Raw genomic sequence first — 21,859 nt, 5'->3', positions numbered from 1 at the left:
AGCTGTCGATATTCTGCTTCATGGCGTGATCTCCCTGGCGGTTGGCGCCGCCGGTTGGCTGGGCGTCAGTTCACCCGGAGATTACGCCGCCTTCAAATTTCCACCACTTCCGAGACACGACCTCCCTGGTCGTCCGGGGGCAGTATGCCGGAAGCTCAGCAAAATTTCCTTTCGTTCTTCTGATATTTTTCGTTCTTCTGATATTACGGCCTATATTCAAAGAATTATCTGCAAAAGGTCGGTATGATGAAATCAGATTCTTCACTTCGGATTGATGACATCGACCGCCGCATCCTGCGCGAGCTTGGCCGCGATGGCCGGCTGTCGAACCAGGATCTGGCGGAAAAGGTCGGTCTTTCGGCCTCGCCCTGCTGGCAGCGCACCCGGAAGCTTGAGGCGGAGGGCGTGATCCAGGGCTACCGCGCCATGATCAACCGCGAGGCGCTCGGGATGGGTGAGACCGTGCTCATTGAGGTCACGCTCGACCGCCATGATGATGCCATCCTCGAGACCTTCGGCCGTGAGATGGCCCGGATGGAGGAGGTGCTGGAGGTCTGGCTGACCACCGGGGAATATGACTACCTCATCAAAGTCGCGGTCAATGGCACGCGCGGCTATGAGGAATTTCTGCGCCGCAAACTCTATAAGGTGGCGGGGATCCGGCACTCCCGCTCCAGCTTTGCGCTGCGCTGCCTGAAAGAGGGGGGTGTGCCGGTTCCGCTGTCGGAGTAAGGCCCGGCTCCCGCAGAGCCGGTCCGGTCCGGATCAGATATGCAGCGCCCGGCCCAAACCCCTCAGGGCGGCCTCCTGCACGGTTTCACCGAGGGTGGGATGGACATGGATGGTGGCCGCCAGATCGGTGAGGGTGGCCGCCATCTCCAGCGCTAGGGCAAATTCACCGGCCAGTTCCGAGACCCCGGCCCCCACCGCCTGAAGGCCCAGCACCAGGCCGGTTGAGGGTTCACAGACCACCCGCACGAAGCCATCCCCGCGCTCCAGCGTCAGCGACCGGCCATTGCCTGCAAAGGGGAAAACCGCCACCTCAGCGCCGGGAACAGTCCCGGGCATGGCCCCCAGGGTGACGATCTCGGGATCCGTGAAACAGACTGCAGGCATGGCGCGTTTGTCCCAGCTCACCTTCTTTCCGGCAATGGCTTCGGCCACCAGATCGCCCTGCGCCATGGCGCGATGCGCCAGCATCGGATCGCCCGTCACATCCCCGATCGCCCAGACCCCGCGCATCGAGGTGCGGCACTGCGCATCCACCGCAATAAAGGGCCCCCTGCGATCGAGATGAAGCTCCTCCAGCCCGAAGCCGCTCACCACCGGCACGCGACCGGCGGTCACCAGAACCTTATCGGCTGCGATCTCGCGGCTGCCCTCTGCGGTGGTCACGCTGAGGACCCCTCCGGCGAAAGCTTCCGCCCGCGCCCCGGTCAGAACCGTGACGCCAAGCGCTGCCAGCCGCGCCGCCACCGGCTTTGTCAGATCGGCGTCATATTGCGGCAGGATCCGGGGGCCTGCCTCGATTATCGTCACCTTCGCGACGAGTTTGGCCATGGCGGTGTCGATCTCCAGCCCGATATAGCCGCCCCCCACGATGGCCAGCCGCCCGGGCACCTGGCGCAGCGACAGCGCTTCGGTCGATGACAGGATATCGCCGCCAAAGGGCAGCGCAGAAAGCGCCTGGGGCCGCGATCCGGTGGCGATCACCAGATGTTCGGTCCGAAGCCGCACCGCCCCCTCCGCGGTCTCAACCTCAACCGTTTTGCCGTCAAGGATCCGCGCCTGGCCCTCAATCACCCGCACCTTTGCTTTGCGCAACAGCCCCGCGACGCCCCCGGTCAGCCGCGCGACGATGCCGTCTTTCCAGTCCGTCGTGCGCCCCAGATCAATCGCCGGGGCTGAGGTGGTGATGCCACAGGGGTTCTCCCCGGCCAGATGACGCGCGGCGTGAAACTCATTGGCCGCATGGATCAGCGCCTTAGAGGGAATGCAGCCCACATTCAGACAGGTGCCGCCCGCAGCCCGCGCTTCGATCACAACCGTCTCAAGCCCGAGCTGCGCCGCGCGGATGGCGCACAGGTCAGCCCCTGATCGCCGATCAGCGTGTTGGTCCCCGCACCGCCATCAAGCAGCAGATCACCATGCGCCAGCCCCAGCGAGATGGTGTCATCGCCGCCATGAGTGCGGATGAACCGCGTGCCTGCCGCCGCCACCACGACATCATCGCCCGCACCGGTGGTCACACCATAGACGCCGCTGACCGATTTCAGCCCCGTGGCGCTGCCGGTGGTCAGATCAATGCTGACATTGACTGCGTCCTGGCCCGCCTTCAGCCCGGTGTAATCAAGATGGATCCGCGCTGCCGAATGCGCGTTCGGAATGGCGCCGGCATCTGCCACAGAGAGCGCCTCAAACCCCGTCACCGTGACCGCAGCCTGCCCGCCGGTCGTGCCGTCACGCCGCAGGGTCAGTATCGGCTCTTCCTCGCTGCTGCTCACTTCAATGCGGCTGTCGGTCTGATCGCCGATCACCAGACGGTCATCGCCATGACCACCGCTGATCGCATCCGCCCCGTAAACAAACGCTTTTTTCGTCCGCGCCGTCGCCTCGCCGGTCTCGCTGTCAAGATCCGAGAGGGTGACTTCCAGGCTCAGTTCGCGCCCGGCGGCGTTGCGCGAGACCAGATGCCAGTCCTGATTGGCATGGCTGCCGATAATGCGGTCTGACCCTGCGCCCAGATTGATCACCGCGCCATCGATCAGCTGCGCCTGATCGTCCCCGGCGGTGCCGATGAAATTCAGAACGTTCCCGGTCTCAAGGCTGATGACCTTCTGGCGGTCCTCATCGCCCACCGCCAGCAGTTTGACCATGCCGTCTTCGGCATGAAACTCTGCACCGGCCTGGCCTGCACTGACCTGCTGGCCCGAGAGGTCAAGAACGCTCCCCGCCTGGCGCAGCACCAGCCCCTCTGCCCCGGTGATCGTCAGCCCCGCGGTGGAGCCGATCCGGTCGCCGCGCGCCGTCAGCACATCGCCGTTGCTTTCGGCGCGGGTCAGGCTGGTTTTGCCGCTGTCGCTGTTCCAGGTCATACCCCAGTCCGCCACGCGGCCTGCATCACTGGCGATCTGATCGGAGACGATGTCGCGCGCCCCCGCCAGATCCAGATGTTCAACCCGGCAAAGCTGAAAATCTGCTCTTTGCCGTTGAGCCGCTGGGTCGCATCAAGCGCCACCGCGGTGGCCTCATCGGCCGTCACAATTGAGCCTGCGATGGCCTGAAGCGAGACATGGCCGCTGTCGCGCCCGCTCAGCGTCCAGACGAGAGGCGTCGATTGCGCAGGCCCGCTCAGACGGTCCGCGCCGCCTTTGAGATCGATATTCACCAGAAGACTGCCCAGATCCAGCGCCGAGCCGTCGATCTTCAGATGATCGGCCCCTTCCCCGCCGCTGATCGAGAGGCTGTCGAGCAGCTGATTGCCGCTGGTCCCGGCCAGAACCACGCGCTTGCCGTCGCGCATCTCAACGCACAGCTCCGACAGGATGCGGTCTTTGTTGTCCGCACCATCGCCCACCAGCTGCAACCGCAGCTCGCTGGCGTGCTGATTGTTGCCCTTATCGACCTGAACCTCAGCCACCCGCAGCGTCGCCGCGCCCTGGAAATTCATCGCCTCCCCAAGGCTCAGCGGATCCGAGGAGAGCAAAAGCCGCTGCTCCAGCGTCTCAATCGCGCCCGCGCGGCGCTGCAGCACCGGGGCGGGATGGGCCAGAACATGCAAAGGCGCCCGGGGCTGCGGGGCCTCATTCAGCGCCGCAATGAGAGAGGCCAGACCAGAGGGCGTCTGAACAGGCGCGGCCGACTGCAGCTGGTTCCGGCGTCCGCGCTTGCCAAATTGCAACCTGCTCATGTTCTGCTCTCCCAGGGTCCGGCCCCGGGGGCCGATTTTAAAATCAGATCCGGCCCCGCCGGTCAGGCGGGGCCGGGAAAGGGCGCTGAACTCAGTTCAGGACAGGTTCGGGCTCGGCAGGGGTTTCAGCCGCAGCCACCGGAGCCTGAGCCTCAGCCGGGGACGCAGCACTCATGCGGGCCACAACCGGCTCAATCTGCTGCATCGACATCAGATGCATCTGGATCAGATCCAGATCGCCGCTGCGGAAGAGCCGCAGGACCTCTTCATCGCCCAGTTCACGCAGTTTCGTGGGCGAGACGCGCAGAAATCCGCTCAGACCGCCGCGACGGCCATTGGCCAGGGCATAATCGATCCGCGCTTCTTCCAGCAGACCCGAGGCTTCAAGACGGGCGCAGAAATCCTGGGTCCGCACGAAGGTCGCCTGATAATCCTCGACGAATTTCAAAACGTTACGGGTGTAGCTGGTCTCGGTCCCGGCGGCGTCAAAGAGACGCTCGCCAAGGTTTTCGTCGTTCAGCCCCTCATAGGCCTCATCGATACACAGCGTCAGCCGGTCGCTGCCGTCCTGCATCGAGAACACAAAGGGATAGCGGCGGAAGAAGGCGGGCACATAGCGCCCGTCCCAGGTGCCTTCTGCGGTGACGAAAGCGTTTTTATCCTGCTCTGCCCCCAGCAGCGCCACACAGACCAGACCGCTCTGGGTGGGGGCGAAAACGATCGGCATTTCGCCCGCGCATTTGACGAATTCGATATCCACGATCGGCACGGTATTGGTGCCGGTTGCAAAGGCGAAAGAGGTGGTCTGACGCACGGAGAGATCACGATGGGTCACCCGGTTCACCGGAACCACGTTGGAATAGATCAGAAGTTGCTTTGCCATGCTCAGATTTCTCTCTTTAAAAACTCAGGTCAGCCATTGAGCTGACGGGAAAGGGCGTTCACATCCAGCGCCCCGAACAGACCCAGCAGCCGCAGCTGAAGCCGCAGCTGTTGCAGGCGGGCCACCTGCATCTCGATGTCGATGGTTTCGACGTTCAACTCGCGCTCAAGCACCACATCGGCGCTGACCCGACCGGCCTCTTCTTCCGCCCGGACGGTGCGCAGTGCCTCTGCCGCGGCCGAAGCATGACGGGCCAGCACGCCGCCCTGATAAAGCGGCACCTCTATGCCGACACCCACCTTGCCGTTGCGGATCTTACTGCCGCCGCCAAAAAGCGTGCCGTCGGTCTCATCGACCCCGACCTCAGCGGTCAGGTTCACGGTCGGCAGATAGCCGGCCTTGCTGCGGTGATGCAGCCTTTGCGCCAGAGCGAGTTCTGCCCGCGCAATCTGCATCTGCGGGCTGATATCAAACAGCCGCTCGCGCGTCAGGCTGCGACGCAGATCCTCGCTGCCGATCATGCCGAAGCGGTTGTCGGTCAGGGCCACAGCCGTCACTTCGCCACCGACAAAGCGCGCAGAACTGAAAAGCGCCTGGGTCCGCTCCATCTCAGCCTCAGACAGATCACCCTCAGCGGAGAGAATATCCCCTTCGGCCCGCAAAAGCGTGCTCAGATCAGCCCGACCGGCCTCGCGGCTCGCTTCCAGCATGGCGACGAACGCCTGCCGCGTCCGGATGACCGAGCCTGAGCGGCGCACCAGAAACTGCGCCTGCGCCACATCAAGAAAGCTGTCGGTCATCTGTGCGATGAGGTCGTTGCGCGCCTGTTCGGCCTTCACCCGGGTCAGCTCGCGCTGCGCATCTGCCACGCCCATCTGCCGCCAGCGGGCCGCATCATAGATCGGCTGACGAATGGTCAGCTCCATGGTCGTCGTGCCGTAGCGGCTGCGCGCCTCGCCATAGGATTCATTATCCGAGGCCATGACGTTCTGATCGATCGTGTTGATCTCAAAGTTCAGCGCAACCCGCGGACGCAAAGCCCCCCGCGCCTGACGGCTGACTTCGGCGGCCACATCGCGTTCCAGATCCAGGATCTCAAACGTCTTTCCGCCAGCGCTCCCGAAGCCCCCGCGACAGAAAGCGACAGCGCAGCCGCAAGGCTGAGAACCGCAGGGCGCAGCCCCGTGAGACGCGCCCTGCCCTGCCCCTTAAAGGGCGCGGCAGTCAGGACAACAGCAGCGGCGCGCGAAATCGCAGTCATGGGTGTCTCTTTGGTTTTCAGGGTAACAATCGGTCGTCAAGCTGCCGCTCCTGCACCAACCAACCAATGCCAACAAAAAACCGAGCCACTCACAGATGCGACTTTTTACCGCTTTTTCCGCTCTGATGAAAGAAAAAAGCGAAGGATAATCTTAAGTATAGGATGATCAAATCGCGACAATCCATGTGGGTCTCAGCGCGCGGGGACCGGTCGCGAAATCACTTCCGTTTCAATACGTTCCAGGCCGCGGCTTTCCTTACCGGCCCCGGCCGTCTCTTCATTGCGAGACACATAAGCCCTAGAGAACCCCCAGGGGTGCGTCCCGAACGTTTCGCGTGAAAGAGCGGCTGAAGGAAGGAGACCGGGCTCTCCCACCGGGCTTTAGCTGTGCGGGCCTCCGGATAACAGACCGCTGAACTCCTGCCTGAACGCTGCCTCAAATGCGTGAAACCCGCAAAAGCCTTAGCCTGCCAGATTTGCTGCGGGGGTTCCGGCTCTTAGCGGAGACCTAAGGGGCGTCCCACTCGCCGGGGCCTTCCGTTCGGGAAAAACGTGCCACGATCACTTAAATGCAGCCAGCGCAATCGGCGCCCATGTGTCTCGGGCATTCAGCTTTGACGCCGCCAAAGGCCGCTCCACCATTCAAAGGAGCGGCAACAGCATCCGGCCAAAGCCCGCGCTCTGATGACGATGCCGGAATTGCTGTTCTTCGAGAAAGTGACTTCAGCCCTGATCCCGAACTCATGAAGAAAGTTGTGCGCTTCCAGGCGCATCTGGCGGGTAATCGAATAATCAGAGCGCCCGCCCCATGAAATCACCTTCGACCGCAACGCCTCATCCTGACTTTGTTCTTAGAACAAAGCGTTATGCCGACCGAGCCCCTGCCCCCAAAATGCGAAGATCATTCGAATAAGCGCCGTCGCCCCTCAGCCCGGGCGCATCAGTAACCACTCATTACAAAAACGGAAGCTTCACTCCCCATCATGCAGCGGGTCGCAATATCCTGCCATGCGCTGCCTCAGATTCCGGAGCGGAAGAAGATGCCTCCTTCTTTCGACTTCTTCACCTCAAACTGCCGAGACTCATCCAGGACCTGCGGCCATGATCTGCACCTGTAATTCTCAGGCGTCTGCTCCGGTTTCATCTGCGCGATGAAAGCCACCGCATCACGCAACCGCGTCCAGCCGTCCCGGGAAAGCTTCCGCTCAGCCTCCCGCAGATCAGCGACGATATCTGCGTATTCCCAAACGATCGGACCACCCGCAATCATCGCCCGAAGCGGCGCCTGAGACAGCTGCTCCTGCATCGCGGCACGGCAGCGATCATGATCTCCGATAAGCTCGGCAATATAGCTGCTCTGAGCAACAATTTTTGCTTCCGCCGCCGTCAGTTCACTCAGTGCGTTTTTGCAGTCATCGATCTCTCTGAGGTCTTTATCCGCGAGGAAGTGGTGCACAAGATAGTTTCGCAGCGAGAGCAGATCCGCCAGATCTTCGCTGAGCCGCTGATGATCTTGCGGCGTGGCCACCACATACCAGCGGGCGCGGATGTGACCTGCCGCCCCACCATCCGGAATTTCCCGAAACCCGGGCTTGTCGGGCAGAATGAAGGACCCGAGCAGTTTTCCGATCAGTCGCCCAAGCGTATCCTGATCGCCCTGCAGCCTGTGCCTCTGTCGCATGGTCCCCGAGCTGCTCGCCTCAACCTCGATATCAGCAGTCGTGAGAAGATATTTCAACGACAGCTCAAAACGCTGAAGCCGGATAATGCAGCGCCCGAGAAGTTCTGCGACCTGTCTCTGCAGATCGTTGTGATCTGTGAAGGTCTGCTCTGACATCTGGCGATCATCCGTTGCGGCTATCCGGGAGGGCAGTTTCTTAAGAGAATTCAGGCTCACGATGGCGCGCTTTGAAAAGTTGACAGCTGTCAACTTTGCGGGTCGGATGGCTGAGGCTGTTCAGAAGTCGGCGCGCAGAGGTGCCGTTTTGCATGAGCCGCGTCAGATAACCGCCTGGATTAGGGATTTGTTCGATCTTTTGCAGGATAACGGCAATCGACAGGGCTGCAAGCACCGGGCCGAGCTTTCGTTCGGCGGCGGACCAGGTGGCTGAGGCGATGCCCATCATTGGAAAGGCGAAATGTGCGGCGGCGACCAGATCGCCCCACTCGTGCAGACCGGACCGGGTGTAGGGCAGGATGTCAGGGCAGTTGCGATGCACTTCGTTCAATGTGATATTTTGATCTTCGCAGGCGCTTTCATGTTTACTCTGTTTCTCAGCAGTCAAAGAGTCATAAAGATCTGTAGTAGAGTCTTTATTGTGCCGCTCATTTTGACTGTCACTGGCGCTCATTTCTTCTGATTTCGTATAAGAAACAGGGACTTCCGTAGCGCTCTCAAGTTGCAGAAGGGCATCCTGGCAGAGCCTGGCTGCGAGCCGCTCAAGCTGTTTCAGCGCGGTCAGGGGCAGGGTGCGGCGCAGGTCACGACGCATCTCAATGAGCGCTTCGGGAAGAGGTGCGTTGAGGGCGTTGAGGGTCTTCTCAGTATCGCGGAGCAAAAGAATGACGGTTTCGCGTGTGGCGCGCAGGTCCGCCTGCATCAGGGTTTCTTCTGCGGCTGCGGCTTCAATCTCAGCACTGCGGCTCAGAAGGGGGGCCAGGGAGAAGCCGAAGACGGCGGGGCAGGGGCCCTGGCGGGCGTAGCGTTTGCCATTGGGGCTGTCCTGACGGGCGATCAGACCCGCCTCGATCAGCCGCTGCAGATGACGGCGCAGGCTGCTTTCGGGGATGCCATTCGCGCGCTCTGAGAGCACGGCATTGGAGGGCCAGACCACCAGGGCGCTGCCACCGCTGAGGTCACGATCGGGAAAGAAAGACAGCAGCGCTGACAGAACGGTCAGATTGCGGTCGTTGAGACCGAATCGGCGCCGCGCCGTTTTGAGGGCGGAGAAAAGCTGCCATTTGTCAGCCGAAAGCCCGGCATGGGGCTGCCGCAGCGCCTGATCGCGGCGCAATTGCGCAGGCGTGACCGCCCGCCGCCCGCAGGGCGTGGTGGAAATATGCTGCATTTACCATTCACGAGGCAAAACTATGCCGTCCGCCGGACATGGCGGTGTTGACACTTCTGGTAAGAGGGCAGATATTCTCAGTTGTCACACGAAGAATGGGCCTCTCGGGATGTCATGTCCTGGGGGGCTTATTTTTTTGCCGGATCGTGCCTCCTGTTGTTGTGGCGTTGCGGATGAAAGGGGCGGCTCAGTCGGGTTGGGAATAACGCCTGTGCAGCTCGGGCAGGGCCTCAAGCAGCCAGTCGTCAAATCCCTTCCCTTTGGATCTGGCGAATTTCAAAACCGTCTGTCCCTTTTCGCGGCGCACCTCTGCAATGGTCACGCCATTGAGCGAGGTAATCACCTGGGGTTCGGTTACCGCTGCGGACTTAGGCTTAGCGGTATATTTACGAATATAGCTCAACGCGGCCTCAAAGCGGGCGTCTGAGGTTTCTGCGTCGCTGAGGTTCACCATAGCGCAGACTTCATCGAGTTCGATGCCGCCCGCCTCGATGGCTTCGGCCAGGGCCAGCCAGCGGGTCCGGCCCACGGAAGGAGCGGCGCCGATGGTCTCAATCAGCTGCAGGGGGACCGTTTCGGCCACCGACAAAAGACGCGAAATCAGCGTCTTATCCATCGACAGCGTGTCGCCGATGATTTTGCGGTCATATCCCGCTTCCTGCATCTGACGGGCGAAGTTTGCCTTTTCGATGAAGCTCAGATCGCGGCGGGCGGTGTTTTCCTGGCCCTGCGCAAGCAGCAGATCGCGGTCGTCGAGATTGCGCACCAGGGCTTTGACCGGGCGGCCCAGATCGCGCAGCGCCAGCACGCGGCGGCGGCCATAAACGATCTGATAGCGGCCCTGCTGGCTCGGATGCGGGCGCACCAGAACCGGCACCTGCTGGCCATATTCTTCGATCGAGGCGCGCAGCGCCTCATCTTCTGCCGGATCGGTTTCAAGGCGGTCCTGCAGCCCGGCGGGGTCAATCTCTGAGGCGTCGATTTCAATCAGCGCGCGGGCCTGCAGATCGGCGACAGAGCGCGAAATCGCGCCGATCGCGCCTTTGCTGTAGCGCGGCGCGTGCAGATCGGCGGTCTGGCTTGCGGGTTTGTCATTGCCCATCAGCGATTCGAGCAGGTTTTTACGTGCCATGTCAGCGTCCCCATGCGGATTGGATCAGGGCGCTGATTTCGCCGTTGACCGCATTCAGGCTTTCCATCGCGCGTTCATAAGTGGCGCGGGTGAAGGCCGATTTTTCAATCTCATAAAGGGTTTGCTTGGTAATTCCGGCGTCCGAGATCGCGGTGGATTTCAGAACGGTGTGGTTGAGCACATGTTCGCCAAAAAGCGAGCGCATGAAGCTGACCATCTGGTTTTGCGGCCCGTCACCCGGCTCGTAGCGGGTGACGACATAGCGCAGCCAGTCGTAATTCATATTGCCGCCCGCATCGGCCACAACGCCGAGCAGGTTCGAGGTCATCAGCAGAAACTGGCACATCGACATCACATCAAGCATCTGCGGATGCACGGTGACCAGAACGGCCGTCGCGGCGGACAGCGCCGACATGGTCAGAAAGCCGAGTTGCGGCGGGCAGTCGATGATGACCAGATCGTAATCGGCTTCGACTTCGGCGATTTTCTCAGCGATGCGGGTGAAGAACATCTGGCCGGAGCGATTGGCCAGTTCCCGCGGGGTGTCGTGTTCAAACTCCATCAGGTCCAGGTTGCCCGGCACCAGATCGAGGTTGGTGAAATAGGTTTTGCGGATCACATCGCGCATCGGGATGGGATCATCATAGCGGATCGCATCGTAAAGCGTGCCGCCCTCCAGGAGGTCAAATTCCGGCTGGATGCCATGCAGCGCCGAAAGCGAGGCCTGGGGGTCAAGATCGATCGCCAGCACCCGGTAGCCATCGAGCGCGCATTTCTGCGCCAGATGCGCTGCGGTGGTGGTTTTGCCCGAGCCGCCTTTGAAGTTGATGACGGTGATGACCTGCAGATGATCGTCGCCGCGCCGCCCGGGCAGATAGGTGCCGGGGGTTTTCGCGCCCGCCTCCAGCAGATGGCGCAACTCCATAATATCGGCGGGGGTGTAAAGACGGCGGCCGCCCGGCCCGGTTTCCGGGTTCGGGCCCCGGCCGTCGAGCGAGAGTTTGCGCAGATAGGCGTCTTTCACGCCCAGAAGATCGGCCACTTCCCCACTGGTGAAGCGGCGCAGCTGTTTGGCCGCATTGGGCGGGAACAGCTGTTCGCGGTGCGCCATAAGACGTTCGGACAGCCTGGCTGCATGTTCACCGACAAGGTGGTCGATCCGTGTTACTGTGCTCATCTGCTCTCTCGCCGCCGGTTTGCGATTCTGATGTTACGCTGTTTGGCGATCTTTTCACTATTGTCCGTAATTAATGCGGTCGAATCCGGAGCGTGGCAAGATGATTCTGCAAATGGTTCCCTGGGTTTGTGCAGAATCTGACCCCTCGGGCAGCTTCTGTGGCTGTTTTCCTTGTCGGGACAGACTGTCGCAGCGCGCTTGAGGCGCAGGCGATTCGTGAGACTCGGCCGGGGCAGGGGGGATTTGATGATCTGTAGATCATATATTTACTTTATGATCTTCAGATCATATCGTCGCTTTATGATCTGAAGATCATGCTGCCCCATCGTCAGGAAAGGTCGTGCCGATGTCAGAGATCTCCCGCAGCCCGGCGGACATCGGGAATATATTGCGCAACGCGCGCCGCGCACAGCAACTGTCGCAGCAGGATCTGGCGCGCCGCGCCGGGGTCTGGCCGCGGACCATTTCGCTGATTGAAAGCGGGGCAGGGGGGGCGAAGCTCGACACCCTTTTTGATCTGCTGGCGGCGCTGGATCTGGAATTGCAGATCGCGCCGAGAAGCCGGGGCGCCGCCCCTGACGTTGAGGAGATCTTCTGATGGGCCGCCGCCCGCGCTGGCCGGCGCTGGAGGTTCTGATGAACGGCCGGAAGGTCGGGGCGCTCTGGCGGGATCCGGACGGGGCTTTCGGGTTTCGCTATGCGGCCTCCTGGCTCGCCTGGGAGCATCGCATGCCGGTCTCGCTGTCGCTGCCGCTGCGGGAGGACCGCTACAGCGGTGCGGCGGTCATTGCGGTTTTCGACAATCTTCTGCCCGATCACAGTGATATCCGCCGCCGCCTTGCGGCGCGGGTGGGGGCGGAGGGGACGGATGCCTACAGCCTGCTGGCCCGGATCGGGCGCGACTGTGTGGGGGCTTTGCAGTTTCTGCCCGCGGAGGCCGATCCCGGCCCCGCCGGTCTGCGCGGCGTGCCCCTCTCAGAGCCGGAGATTGCAGCCCTTTTGCGGGATCTGAAGGCAAGCCCGCTTGGTCTGCGCCGCGAGCGGGAGTTCCGGATCTCGGTCGCGGGGGCCCAGGACAAGACCGCGCTTTTATACGCAGAGGGCCAGTGGCTGGAGCCCCATGGCACCACCCCCACCACCCATATTTTCAAACCCGCGATCGGGCCGATGGGCGGCGGGATGGATCTGCGCGACAGCGTTGAGAATGAACATTTTTGTCTGGCCCTGCTGGGGGCCTTCGGCCTGCCGGTGGCGCAAAGCCGGATCGCGCAGTTTGAAGAGATCCGGGTGCTTATTGTTGAGCGCTTTGACCGCCGCTTTGCCAAAGACGGACGCCTGCTGCGCCTGCCGCAGGAGGATTGCTGTCAGGCGCTTGGTGTGCCGCCGGAGCGGAAATATCAATCCGACAGCGGCCCGGGCATCGGCGAGATTGCCACCCTGCTTCGCGGCAGCGATCAGCCGCAAAGTGATCAGGACGCTTTTTTCAAAGCCGTGGTGCTCTTCTGGCTGATGGGGGCCACCGATGGTCACGCCAAGAACTTCAGCCTGCGCCTGGCGCCGGGGGGCCGTTTTCAGCTGGCGCCGCTTTATGATGTGATCAGCCTGGAGCCGGGTCTTGCGGAAGGCTGGCTGCAGCCCCGCGATATGCGGCTGGCGATGCGGGCGGGCCGGAACCGCCATTACCGGGTTGAGGATCTTCTGGGCCGCCATTTTATTGAGACCGGCTCGGCAGCGGGTCTGTCGCCCGCGCGGGTGCAGACGATCTTTGAGGAGATCCGGCTTGCGGCGGATCACGCCTTTGAGGCGGCGCTGGCGCAGATGCCTGAGGGCTTTCCCGGGGCGCTGGCTGAACAGATCCGCTCAGGCTTTTTCCGGCGGATGCCCAGGATGTAGCCCGACCCCTTCTGAGAAGGGATGAAAAAGCACAGGAACAAGGTGTTCTGCGGCTTGTTCCGCACGGAAACCTTAATAGAGATATCTCACAATCGGGATCGAAATCTTGTTCTCCTCTGCTCAATCTGCCGCGTCTGATCCTGCCTGACGCCTGCTGGCGCTTCTGAACGACTCTGATGATCCGGGCGCGCTTCTGGAGGTGCAGCGCGAGATTTCAGACCTGCCGGAGGATCATCCGGGGCGCAGCGCTCTGGTTCTGGCCGCGCAGAATGCTCTGGCGATCTGGAAACGCGGACAACAGTCGCAGCAGCGCGAACGCACGGCCCAGGCCGTCTCGGATATCGCCCGCGCCCTGACCGAGCTGAAAAGCCTGGAGGAGGTGCTTCATGACATCGTCTGTCGCGGGCGTCAGCTTCTGGGGAGCGATCTCTCTTGGCTCTCCGGTGAGCAGGAGGGGATTTTACGGGTCCTGGCGATTGATGGCGCCACTTCTGATGCCACACGCTATATGACCGCGGCGGCTTCGGTGGGGATCGCGGGGCATGTGGTGCGGACGGCGGCCGCATTTACCACAAGCGATTATCTGAATGATCCGGTCATCACCCATACGCCCGAGAATGACGGAACGCCGCGGCGCGAGGGTCTGCGGGCGGCGGTGGCCGTTCCGCTGATGGCGGGAAGCCGCGTGATCGGCGTGCTGACCGTGGGCGACCGCGCAGAGCGGGTCTTCACCCCGAGGGAGGTGGCGGTTCTTGCAACCCTTGCAAGCTGCGCCTCGGTGGCGGTCAGAAATGCGACGACCTACAATGCCTTACAGGACCAGCTGACCGAGGCCGGTGAGCGGATCCGCGATCTGGAGGACCGCATGGCGGAAGCGGCCTCTGCGGCCTCCGCCCTCGGGGAGATGATCGAACGGCTGGCAGAGGGGGAGAGTGCTGTGGGCTCCCTTGCCCTTCTGGGGCGGATGTTCGACGGCAGGGTCACTCTCGCAGATACCTTCGGCCGTCCCCTCCTCGCCCCGGAAGAGGGCAGCCTCGTCCCGCCGGTTCCGGCCCTCAGTCCGCCGCTTTTGCGGGCGGCAGATGCGGCGCGGGTCTCGGCACGCTGTCAGATGCTCAGCGAGGGCGGGCTTGTGCATCATGTGGTCGCGCTGAGTGCAGGCAGCGGCGCGGCAGGCTCCCTGGTCCTGAGCCGGCAGGCCGCGCTTTCTGAGGCAATGCGCGCCTTTTTTGAGCGCGCGGGCGCGCTTCTGGCCCTTCATCTGCGCCCTGAAACCGATGCCCGGGAGGCCGGGAACCGCAGCGCGGCGCGGCTGATCCACCGCCTCCTCGACGGCGGTCGCAATGAGGGCAGCGCCCTGAGCGAAGAGTTGCAGCGGCACGATCTGGCGCTGACCCGCCCGCTGCATCTGGGCGTGATTGAGGCAGAGCAGGCCCAGCTTCCCGCCCTCGCGCGCAGGCTGCGCACTGCCCTTGGGCCGAGGGCCGGGCTGATCGGGGAATGGAATGACCACCTGGTTCTCCTGACAGAGGCGGATGCGCCGCAGGCCTTGCGACAGCGGCTCAACGAGCTGATTTACGGCGATCTTCGCCTGAGCGGACAGGCCGCGCTTTCCGCGCCCGTTCAGGGGCTTGCGGCCCTCCGTCAGTGCCTTCCCGCCGTCAGGCTCTGCCTTGATCTCTCCCGCTGTCTCGGCATTGAAAAGCAGGTCAGTTATGAGCCGGAAATGTCGCTTTACGCTGTGCTTTTTCACGGCCACGACAGCTCCCGGGTGGATCAGGTGCTTGAGGCGCTGATCGGCCCTTTGCTGCGTCACGATGCAGCGCGAAACGGCAAGCTTTGTGAGACTTTGCTGAATTTTCTCGACAATGGCCGCAATGCCAGCCTGACCGCGCGGCTTATGGGCGTGCATGTGAACACCGTCCATAACCGCATCGAGGCGGCCTTGGCGCTCCTTGGTGCCTCAGCCACAGGCTCCCCGCTGGTCGAGCAGCACATCGCCCTGCGCCTCCACCACCTTCGACGCAGGGTCTGAAGGGGGCTTGAGATGTTTTGAAGGTTCAGAGGGCGAGGCCCGAAGGCCCGTTCACCCTTGCAGGTGATTTTGGGGGGCCTCGGGAGCGGACGAAAAGCCGGACCCGCCTGAAGACAGGTCATGTGAGGCTGCGTAGCGCGAATACGGGCGGTTGCCCGCTGCGTCAGGCGCGGTGAACCGCTTCGCGCCGCCTGCTGCGAGTTGCGCGCGGTGAGGAACACCAGGAGATGCCGGTCGCGCCGGCTGCCAGGAAAGGCACGGAGCCAGTCCGGGTCTCAGGCAGCCGGAGCGGCGGGGCCGGTTCTCAATGCGGAGTGATGTGATCGGGGCGCGGCATTTCGAAAAGCTCGGTCGTCTCCTGGTAGTCCCAGTAGCCGCAGCGCGCGATCAGCCCGGCACGGCGAATGTCGAAACGACCGTCCTCAAGGCAGTCGTCGCGCAGATGGATGCCCACGACCTGGGCGATGGCCATCGTGCGCTCTCCGACATCGCCGGTCAGATCCGGGACCGGAAGGATGGTCGTGACGCGGCACTCCAGCGCGCCGGCCGCATCGGCAACGCGCGGCGCGCGCAGCAGGCGGGACGGCTCTGCCCGAATCCCGGCGGCCTCAAATTCATTCACCTCTGAGGACCAGGCAACGGAGGTGACATTGAGCTTCTCGGCCAGCGCGCGGCTGGCGAGATTGACCACAAACTCCCCGGTTTCTTTGATGTTGCGGATCGTGTCCTTATGGCCTTCCGAGACGAACATCACCATCGGCGGGCTGCCGGCGATGGCATTGAAGAAGCTGTAAGGGGCGAGGTTCACGGCACCTGAGGCGGAGACCGAAGAGATCCAGGCAATGGGTCGCGGTGACACCATTGCGCGGAACGGACAATGCGGCAGGCCGTGGCCCAGCTCTGGCTGATAAAACATAAGATCCCCCGTACAAGCGAGCCTATGGCTAACCCGGGGGCGCTGCGATCAAAAGCCCCCGCAGCCCCTCAAACCGCCGCCGGCCGGGCAAAAGATCTTTTCACTTTTTGAAAAGACGGGCGCTGATCTGATCCTTTCGGGCGCCGATAATTTTCACGGAAGCGCTATTTTTATTACTTATTTCAACATATTGCGGATTTCACGCCGGAAGCGCATTCTCGGACTGTGTCACGGATATGTCCGCAGCCCCTGTGCATTTAAGGATTGCAACTTCGGGGCTCGTTAAGTGATCCAGAGGGCAGGGAACGACCAGATGCATGGCCCGCACAGAGCGGGCGCATGCTCAAAGGGGGAGAAAACTGATGATGAAGAAAAGCGTTCTGACGGCCGTTGCATGCCTGATGCTCGCAACGCCTGGCTCTGCCCAGACCATGCGGATGATCCAGAGCTGGAACGAGACCAACGTGATGGCTTACATGCCCGCGCTGGAGTTCAAACGGAATCTGGAAGAAACCGGCAGCGGCATCGAGCTTGAGATTTTCGGGACCGAAACGGTTCCGGCCTATGAGCAGCTGACGCCCACCCAGGACGGTGTATTTGATTTCATCTACACCTATCCGACCTATCACTCCAAGGCGCTGAACATCGCCACCAGCGCCATGGCGCCGGATATGGAAAAGATCCGCTCGTCGGGCGTATTCGGCTTTATGGACACCTACTTCCAGAAAGAGCATAACCTGAAGCTGCTGGCCAGCGTGGCCGTCGGCACCTCGGGCATTCACTGCTATCTGCGCAGCCCGCTGAGCGAAAACTCTGACTGGGCCGGCCGCAAGATCCGTGGCGTGTCGAACTACGTCCCGGTCATTGAGGCTCTGGGCGGTGCGGCGGTGTCGACCGATATGGGCGAGCTCTACTCCAGCCTCGAGCGCGGTGTTGTGGACGGGGCCTGCGCGCCGCAGTCGGTGTTCCGCGCAACCCGTCACTTCGAAGTGGCGAAATTCCGGACCGAGCCGACCTTCGGGCAGATGGTGTCCTATATCGCGATGAACCTCGACGCCTGGAACGGCCTGTCGGATGAGGTGAAGGCCAAGGTCGAAGAAGCCGCGATCCGCACCGAAGCGGACACCATCCGCATCGGCAATGAGGCCGCAGAGGGTGAGCTGAAAGCGCTTGCCGAAGCCGGTGTCGAAGTCACCCGTTTCTCGGATGCCGCCTATGAGAAAGTCTCGAAGGCCTATGCAGAAGGCGTCTGGAAAGTGGTTGCCGACTGCTGCGGTCAGGACAACAGCGATGCGCTGCGCAAGCTCGCCGTTGACGCCGGCCTGAGCGACTGAGGCATCCGATGCTGAAGACCCTTGAAGCCTGGCATGACAGGCTGACCTTTGCCTCCTTCCAGGGGGCAAAGGCGGGGCTGGCGGTGATTACCCTGGCCTATTGCTGGGAAGTTGCGGCGCGTTATTTCTTTAACGCGCCCACCTCCTGGTCGAACGAAGTTGTGGCCTATATGCTGTGCATCTCTGTCAGCCTCGCGCTGCCGGAGATCAGCCGGGCAAAGGGCCATATTGCGATTGATTTCGTTGTCTCGGCACTGCGCGGGCGCTGGCGGGTTGAGGCTGACCGGCTGCTGTCTTTGTTCTCCTGTGTCGTCTGCCTGGTTGTTGCCTGGATCTGCCTGCGGGCAAACCTGCTGCAGATTGAGCGGGCTGAGATGCTGGTAAGGGTCAATCCGATTCCGAAAATCTGGATTTCGGCCTGGCTGACCTATGGCTTCTTCAGCGCAGGGCTGCATTTTCTGCGCCATGTTCTGAAGCCCGGGCAAACTGCAGAGGCGGGACTTTTCTGATGGAATGGTGGATGATCCTGAGCGGCAGTCTGACGCTGCTGCTGCTGGCCTTTCTGACCGGGGCTCCGCTCTTTGTCGGCTTCTTTGCCATCAACCTGGCGACGGTCTGGTATCTGATGGGGATGCGCGGCATCTCTCTGGCCGCCAACTCGATCTTTGACAGCGCAAACCTTGGCACACTCACCGCGATCCCGCTGTTTCTGCTGATGGGCGAGATCCTGACACGGTCAGGCTCGGTCGAAAATCTGCTGCGGGCCTCGGACGGGCTGATCGGGCGGCTGCGCGGACGCCAGTTCGTGCTGACGATCTTCATCTCGTTTCTCTTCGGGGCGCTGGCCGGTGCGGCGATGGCCGTGGCTGCCATGCTGGGCCGTTCGCTCTATCCGCGGATGCGGGCGCGGAATTATGATTCCAGGCTCTCGATGGGGGCGATCATGGCGGGAGCATCGCTGGCGCCGCTGATCCCGCCCTCGGTTCTGGCCGTCGTCATTGCCACCATGGCCGATATTTCGGTCAGCCAGATGCTGATTTCGGGCATCGGTCCGGCGGTGGTCTGCGGCACGCTGTTTCTGTGCTATCTGTTCTGGCGCTGCTGGCGCGACCCTTCGCTGGCCCCTGAAGCCGCGGATGCGGATGAGGACAGGCCCGGCGTTCTGGCGTCGCTGCTGCTGATGGCCCCCTTCTCGCTGGTGATCTTCTCGATCATGGGCCTGATCCTTCTGGGGATCACCACGCCCTCAGAGGCGGCGGCAACCGGGGTTGTGGGCGCGGTTCTGGTGGCGCTGATCTATCGCCGCTTCAGCTTTAAGATGCTGGGTGAGGCACTTGGCGGGGCCATGTCGATCTGCACGATGATTATGGTCATCGTGGTGGCTTCAAACCTCTTCGGCCAGCTTCTCGCCTTCTCGGGGGCGACGCGCAATCTGGTGATCGTAGGCCAGCAGCTGGCGGATAATCCGTGGCTTTTGCTGATCGCGATGCAGCTGATGATCTTTGTGATGTCGCTCTTCGTGGATCCGATCGCGCTGATGCTGATGCTGATCCCGATCTTCAAGACCCTCGTTGCGGCAGCCGGGATTGACCCGCTGTGGTTCTGGACGCTGGTGCTGGTCAACCTGACGATCGGCGGGATCACGCCCCCCTTCGGCTATACGCTCTTTGCGCTGAAAGCCGCCACGGGAGAGCCGCTGCGTGAGGTCTACCGCGCCTCTGCGCCCTGGGTGATGCTGATGCTTTTGTCGATGCTGATCACGGCGCTGGTGCCGGAAGTGGCGCTCTGGCTGCCCTCCCTCGCGGCAGGGAAGTAAGATCTGCAAAGAAAAAGATGCCCCCCGCGGTCAGACCGCGGGGGGGGGGGTCTTTGTTCGGATCCTCCCGGCACGGGGGCCGGGAGAAGAGAGGCGCTCAGATGATGCCGCGCGCGCGCAGGCCGGCACGCTGCTCATCGCTCAGCCCCAGGCCGTCGAGGATGTCATCGGTATCCGCGCCCAGAAGCGGCGGCGCTTTGGGCAGCGCGCCCTTGGCTTCACGGAACTTCAGCGGGCTGAGGACCTGAGGCACCTCCCCCGAGAGCGGATGGGCAAGGCGGGTCACCATGCCACGCTCGGCAATCTGCGGCTCCTGCAGGGCTTCGGCGACCGTGTTGATCGGCCCCGCGGGGATATCGGCGGCATCGAGGCGGGCCAGCAGATCGGCGCGCTCAAAGGTTGCGAAGACCTCGGCAATCCGGCCCAGAAGCTCATCGCGGTACTGCACCCGGTCGCGGTTCTTCACGAAACGCTCTTCCAGCATCAGCGGGTCGTTGAGAAGCCGGGCCAGGCGGGCATATTGCTCATCATTGCCAACGGCCAGCACGATGCGGCCATCACGGCAGGCAAAGACCTGCTGCGGCATGATATTGGGATGGCCGTTGCCATAGCGGCGCGGCACATTGCCGGTCAGCAGATGGTTCATGGCCTGATTGGCCAGCAGCGCGACCTGCACATCGAGCATGGCGAGATCGAGATAATCCCCGCGCCCGGTCTGCTCACGCCGCGCCAGAGCGGCCAGCGCACCGATGACGAGATAAAGCCCGGTGGTCAGGTCAACGATCGGCAGACCGACCTTCTGCGGCCCGCCGCCCGGCCTGCCGTCCTCTTCCCCGGTGATCGACATCAGACCGCCCATGGCCTGGATCAGGAAGTCATAGGCCACCTGATTGGCGCGCGGTCCGTTCTGACCAAAGCCGGTCAGCGAGCAATAGATGATCCGCTCATTCACCGCCCGGAGGCTCTCGTAATCCAGACCAAAGCGCTTCAGCGTGCCGGTCTTGAAGTTCTCGAGGACGATATCGGCCTCTTTCGCCAGAGTGCGGATGATCTCCTGGCCTTCCGGCGTGCCGATGTTCACGGTCACCGAGCGTTTGCCCCGGTTGGCGGCCAGGTAATAGCCGCTCTCGCGGGTCTCATTGCCGTCAAGGTCTTTCAGGAAGGGAGGCCCCCAGGAGCGGGTGTCATCCCCGGCGCCGGGGCGCTCTACCTTGATCACCTCTGCGCCGAGATCGGCAAAGATCTGCCCCGCCCAGGGACCGGCCAGCACGCGCGAAAGATCAAGCACCTTCAGATGTGACAAAGGCCCCGCAGTGGCAGCCGGGGCGGTGGGTGTCTCGGTCATAGTCTCGTCCTTTTTCAGTCTGCCCCGGGTCGCAAAAGGGTCGCGGAACCCGGGCCTGAGAAAGCGATAGGCGTAAGAGAAGAGCGGCAGAACCGGCTGTGATCGAGAACCATCTTTTCAAAATCTGAAAAGCCTTGACCTGATCACGCCGTGGCGGGAAAAGATGGCGCAAAGTAAGGGGGTCGCTATGGAATGGCTGAAATCTGCAGAAGTCTATGACTGCGTCGTGCGGGCAGGCTCATTTTCCGAGGCGGGGCGGCGACTGAACTGCTCCCCCGCGACCGTTTCGCGGCATATCAACGATCTTGAGGAACATCTCAACGTTAAGCTGATGAACCGCACCAGCCGGAACCTGTCGCTGACAGAGGCCGGTCAGCTTTATCACGGCAGGCTTCAGGAAATCCTCAACCACATCCGCGAGGCGCGGGTTGAGGTTGCAGAGCTTGACCGCGCGCCTGCGGGGCTTTTGCGGGTCCATTCGCGCAATGTGATCGGGCATCAGTTCATCGTGCCGGCGCTGCACCGCTTTCATGCGAAATTTCCGGAGATCCGGGTCGACCTGGAGCTGTCAAACCATGCCGTCGATCTGGTCGCCAAGGGGTTTGATATCGACATCCGCATGGGCAAGCTGCAGGACAGCAGCCTGGTGGCGCGCAAACTGCTGCCCTCGCAGCGCATCCTTTGCGCGAGCCCGGCCTATCTGGCCCGCCACCCCGCCCCGCAGATCCCCGAGGATCTTGAGCGGCATTCCTGCCTGAACTACCGCATCAATGAGACCGCGCCTCTGTGGCGGCTGCGCCCGGCCAGCGGCGGGCCGGAGGTCTCAATCCGCGCCAGCGGGGTCTTTACGTCAAACAGCGGGCTTGCGCTTTTGCAGGCAACCCTCGACGGGGCCGGGATCTCGATCATGAACTACTGGTCGGTGGCGGAGCATCTCTCAAGCGGGCGGCTGGTGCAGGTGCTGCCGCATCATGATGTGACGTTTTCAGAGTTTGAAAACGGCATCTATGCCGTCTTTCAGAAAAACCCACACTACACGACACGGAGGTTTTTGGGGTGGCGGTGATCGGCGAAAGCGAGTCTTCTGAT

Annotated in this window: 20 protein-coding genes; 9 read left to right on the top strand and 11 right to left on the bottom strand. The window is 62.3% G+C overall.

The window, feature by feature from the left end:
* On the top strand, positions 1–247 hold a 247-nt coding region (locus EP867_RS20075; RefSeq protein WP_206616358.1), incomplete at its 5' end, for a hypothetical protein.
* The gene (locus tag EP867_RS16570; protein ID WP_128490583.1) at positions 244–732 is read left to right on the top strand and encodes an Lrp/AsnC family transcriptional regulator; all 489 of its coding nucleotides are present in this window, start codon (positions 244–246) and stop codon (positions 730–732) included. The genes EP867_RS20075 and EP867_RS16570, both read left to right, overlap by 4 nt.
* A gap of 33 nt (positions 733–765) precedes the next feature.
* Here EP867_RS16570 and EP867_RS16565 read toward each other — a convergent pair whose 3' ends face one another.
* From EP867_RS16565 to repA, 9 genes are all read right to left on the bottom strand, one after another.
* The gene (locus tag EP867_RS16565) at positions 766–2,043 is read right to left on the bottom strand and encodes an FAD-dependent oxidoreductase (RefSeq protein ID WP_241656947.1); all 1,278 of its coding nucleotides are present in this window, start codon (positions 2,041–2,043) and stop codon (positions 766–768) included.
* The gene (locus tag EP867_RS16560) at positions 2,040–3,095 is read right to left on the bottom strand and encodes a hypothetical protein (RefSeq protein ID WP_128490581.1); all 1,056 of its coding nucleotides are present in this window, start codon (positions 3,093–3,095) and stop codon (positions 2,040–2,042) included. Before EP867_RS16560 ends, EP867_RS16565 begins: the two co-directional genes overlap by 4 nt.
* Positions 3,092–3,910: an LEPR-XLL domain-containing protein gene (locus tag EP867_RS16555; RefSeq protein ID WP_128490580.1), complete on the bottom strand. Its 819-nt coding sequence runs from the start codon at positions 3,908–3,910 to the stop codon at positions 3,092–3,094. Before EP867_RS16555 ends, EP867_RS16560 begins: the two co-directional genes overlap by 4 nt.
* Positions 3,911–4,001: 91 nt before the next feature.
* Entirely contained in the window at positions 4,002–4,793 is a 792-nt protein-coding gene (locus tag EP867_RS16550) for a SapC family protein (RefSeq protein ID WP_128490579.1), read from the bottom strand.
* 29 nt (positions 4,794–4,822) lie between these two features.
* Positions 4,823–5,878 carry a TolC family protein gene (locus EP867_RS16545; protein ID WP_277749371.1) on the bottom strand — a complete coding sequence of 352 codons (1,056 nt, stop codon included), beginning with the start codon at positions 5,876–5,878 and terminating at the stop codon, positions 4,823–4,825.
* 1,194 nt (positions 5,879–7,072) lie between these two features.
* On the bottom strand, positions 7,073–7,891 hold the full coding sequence (locus EP867_RS16540; protein WP_128490577.1) for an OST-HTH/LOTUS domain-containing protein: 819 nt from the start codon (positions 7,889–7,891) through the stop codon (positions 7,073–7,075).
* A gap of 40 nt (positions 7,892–7,931) precedes the next feature.
* The gene (gene repC / locus EP867_RS16535) at positions 7,932–9,122 is read right to left on the bottom strand and encodes a plasmid replication protein RepC (RefSeq protein WP_128490576.1); all 1,191 of its coding nucleotides are present in this window, start codon (positions 9,120–9,122) and stop codon (positions 7,932–7,934) included.
* Between the two features lie 187 nt (positions 9,123–9,309).
* Entirely contained in the window at positions 9,310–10,254 is a 945-nt protein-coding gene (gene repB / locus EP867_RS16530) for a plasmid partitioning protein RepB (RefSeq protein WP_128490575.1), read from the bottom strand.
* Between the two features lies 1 nt (position 10,255).
* The gene (repA, locus tag EP867_RS16525; protein WP_128490574.1) at positions 10,256–11,431 is read right to left on the bottom strand and encodes a plasmid partitioning protein RepA; all 1,176 of its coding nucleotides are present in this window, start codon (positions 11,429–11,431) and stop codon (positions 10,256–10,258) included.
* Positions 11,432–11,777: 346 nt separating this feature from the next.
* On the opposite strand from repA, the gene EP867_RS16520 reads away from it, so the two are divergent.
* The 3 genes from EP867_RS16520 (at position 11,778) to EP867_RS16510 (ending at position 15,359) form a co-directional block, all read left to right on the top strand.
* The gene (locus EP867_RS16520; RefSeq protein ID WP_128490573.1) at positions 11,778–12,029 is read left to right on the top strand and encodes a helix-turn-helix domain-containing protein; all 252 of its coding nucleotides are present in this window, start codon (positions 11,778–11,780) and stop codon (positions 12,027–12,029) included.
* Positions 12,029–13,324, top strand: a complete 1,296-nt coding sequence (locus EP867_RS16515; RefSeq protein ID WP_128490572.1) for a type II toxin-antitoxin system HipA family toxin — start codon at positions 12,029–12,031, stop codon at positions 13,322–13,324. Before EP867_RS16520 ends, EP867_RS16515 begins: the two co-directional genes overlap by 1 nt.
* 199 nt (positions 13,325–13,523) lie before the next feature.
* Positions 13,524–15,359, top strand: coding sequence for a helix-turn-helix domain-containing protein (locus EP867_RS16510; RefSeq protein WP_128490571.1), 1,836 nt, complete (start codon positions 13,524–13,526; stop codon positions 15,357–15,359).
* Positions 15,360–15,663: 304 nt separating this feature from the next.
* On the opposite strand, the gene EP867_RS16505 is transcribed toward EP867_RS16510, so the two are convergent.
* Positions 15,664–16,275 carry a flavin reductase family protein gene (locus EP867_RS16505; RefSeq protein WP_128490570.1) on the bottom strand — a complete coding sequence of 204 codons (612 nt, stop codon included), beginning with the start codon at positions 16,273–16,275 and terminating at the stop codon, positions 15,664–15,666.
* A 362-nt stretch (positions 16,276–16,637) separates the two neighbouring features.
* On the opposite strand from EP867_RS16505, the gene EP867_RS16500 reads away from it, so the two are divergent.
* Genes EP867_RS16500 through EP867_RS16490 form a run of 3 tightly spaced genes read left to right on the top strand, consistent with a single transcriptional unit; the run spans position 16,638 to position 19,425 of the window.
* Complete coding sequence (locus EP867_RS16500) at positions 16,638–17,609, top strand: TRAP transporter substrate-binding protein (RefSeq protein WP_164888915.1); 972 nt, start codon at positions 16,638–16,640, stop codon at positions 17,607–17,609.
* An 8-nt stretch (positions 17,610–17,617) separates the two neighbouring features.
* A complete protein-coding gene (locus tag EP867_RS16495; protein ID WP_128490568.1) occupies positions 17,618–18,118 on the top strand; it encodes a TRAP transporter small permease in 501 nt (166 codons plus the stop codon).
* Positions 18,118–19,425 carry a TRAP transporter large permease gene (locus EP867_RS16490; protein ID WP_128490567.1) on the top strand — a complete coding sequence of 436 codons (1,308 nt, stop codon included), beginning with the start codon at positions 18,118–18,120 and terminating at the stop codon, positions 19,423–19,425. Before EP867_RS16495 ends, EP867_RS16490 begins: the two co-directional genes overlap by 1 nt.
* Before the next feature lie 97 nt (positions 19,426–19,522).
* On the opposite strand, the gene EP867_RS16485 is transcribed toward EP867_RS16490, so the two are convergent.
* Positions 19,523–20,770 carry a CaiB/BaiF CoA transferase family protein gene (locus EP867_RS16485; protein ID WP_128490566.1) on the bottom strand — a complete coding sequence of 416 codons (1,248 nt, stop codon included), beginning with the start codon at positions 20,768–20,770 and terminating at the stop codon, positions 19,523–19,525.
* Between the two features lie 187 nt (positions 20,771–20,957).
* On the opposite strand from EP867_RS16485, the gene EP867_RS16480 reads away from it, so the two are divergent.
* Positions 20,958–21,836: a LysR family transcriptional regulator gene (locus EP867_RS16480; protein ID WP_164888914.1), complete on the top strand. Its 879-nt coding sequence runs from the start codon at positions 20,958–20,960 to the stop codon at positions 21,834–21,836.
* Positions 21,837–21,859 lie beyond the last annotated feature (23 nt).

Source organism: Falsigemmobacter intermedius (assembly GCF_004054105.1).
GTDB lineage: Bacteria > Pseudomonadota > Alphaproteobacteria > Rhodobacterales > Rhodobacteraceae > Wagnerdoeblera > Wagnerdoeblera intermedia.
The sequence above is the reverse complement of the archived record's forward strand: the minus strand, read 5'-3'. Positions and strand labels throughout refer to the sequence as shown.

Coding starts and splice junctions, on each gene's coding strand:
- EP867_RS16485 (WP_128490566.1), bottom strand. CDS start 20,770: ATGACCGAGACACCCACCGCCCCGGCTGCCACTGCGGGGCCTTTGTCA.
- EP867_RS16505 (WP_128490570.1), bottom strand. CDS start 16,275: ATGTTTTATCAGCCAGAGCTGGGCCACGGCCTGCCGCATTGTCCGTTC.
- EP867_RS16490 (WP_128490567.1), top strand. CDS start 18,118: ATGGAATGGTGGATGATCCTGAGCGGCAGTCTGACGCTGCTGCTGCTG.
- repA (WP_128490574.1), bottom strand. CDS start 11,431: ATGAGCACAGTAACACGGATCGACCACCTTGTCGGTGAACATGCAGCC.
- EP867_RS16550 (WP_128490579.1), bottom strand. CDS start 4,793: ATGGCAAAGCAACTTCTGATCTATTCCAACGTGGTTCCGGTGAACCGG.
- repC (WP_128490576.1), bottom strand. CDS start 9,122: ATGCAGCATATTTCCACCACGCCCTGCGGGCGGCGGGCGGTCACGCCT.
- EP867_RS16500 (WP_164888915.1), top strand. CDS start 16,638: ATGATGAAGAAAAGCGTTCTGACGGCCGTTGCATGCCTGATGCTCGCA.
- EP867_RS16495 (WP_128490568.1), top strand. CDS start 17,618: ATGCTGAAGACCCTTGAAGCCTGGCATGACAGGCTGACCTTTGCCTCC.
- EP867_RS16520 (WP_128490573.1), top strand. CDS start 11,778: ATGTCAGAGATCTCCCGCAGCCCGGCGGACATCGGGAATATATTGCGC.
- EP867_RS16570 (WP_128490583.1), top strand. CDS start 244: ATGATGAAATCAGATTCTTCACTTCGGATTGATGACATCGACCGCCGC.
- EP867_RS16515 (WP_128490572.1), top strand. CDS start 12,029: ATGGGCCGCCGCCCGCGCTGGCCGGCGCTGGAGGTTCTGATGAACGGC.
- EP867_RS16480 (WP_164888914.1), top strand. CDS start 20,958: ATGGAATGGCTGAAATCTGCAGAAGTCTATGACTGCGTCGTGCGGGCA.
- repB (WP_128490575.1), bottom strand. CDS start 10,254: ATGGCACGTAAAAACCTGCTCGAATCGCTGATGGGCAATGACAAACCC.
- EP867_RS16560 (WP_128490581.1), bottom strand. CDS start 3,095: ATGACCTGGAACAGCGACAGCGGCAAAACCAGCCTGACCCGCGCCGAA.
- EP867_RS16555 (WP_128490580.1), bottom strand. CDS start 3,910: ATGAGCAGGTTGCAATTTGGCAAGCGCGGACGCCGGAACCAGCTGCAG.
- EP867_RS16540 (WP_128490577.1), bottom strand. CDS start 7,891: ATGTCAGAGCAGACCTTCACAGATCACAACGATCTGCAGAGACAGGTC.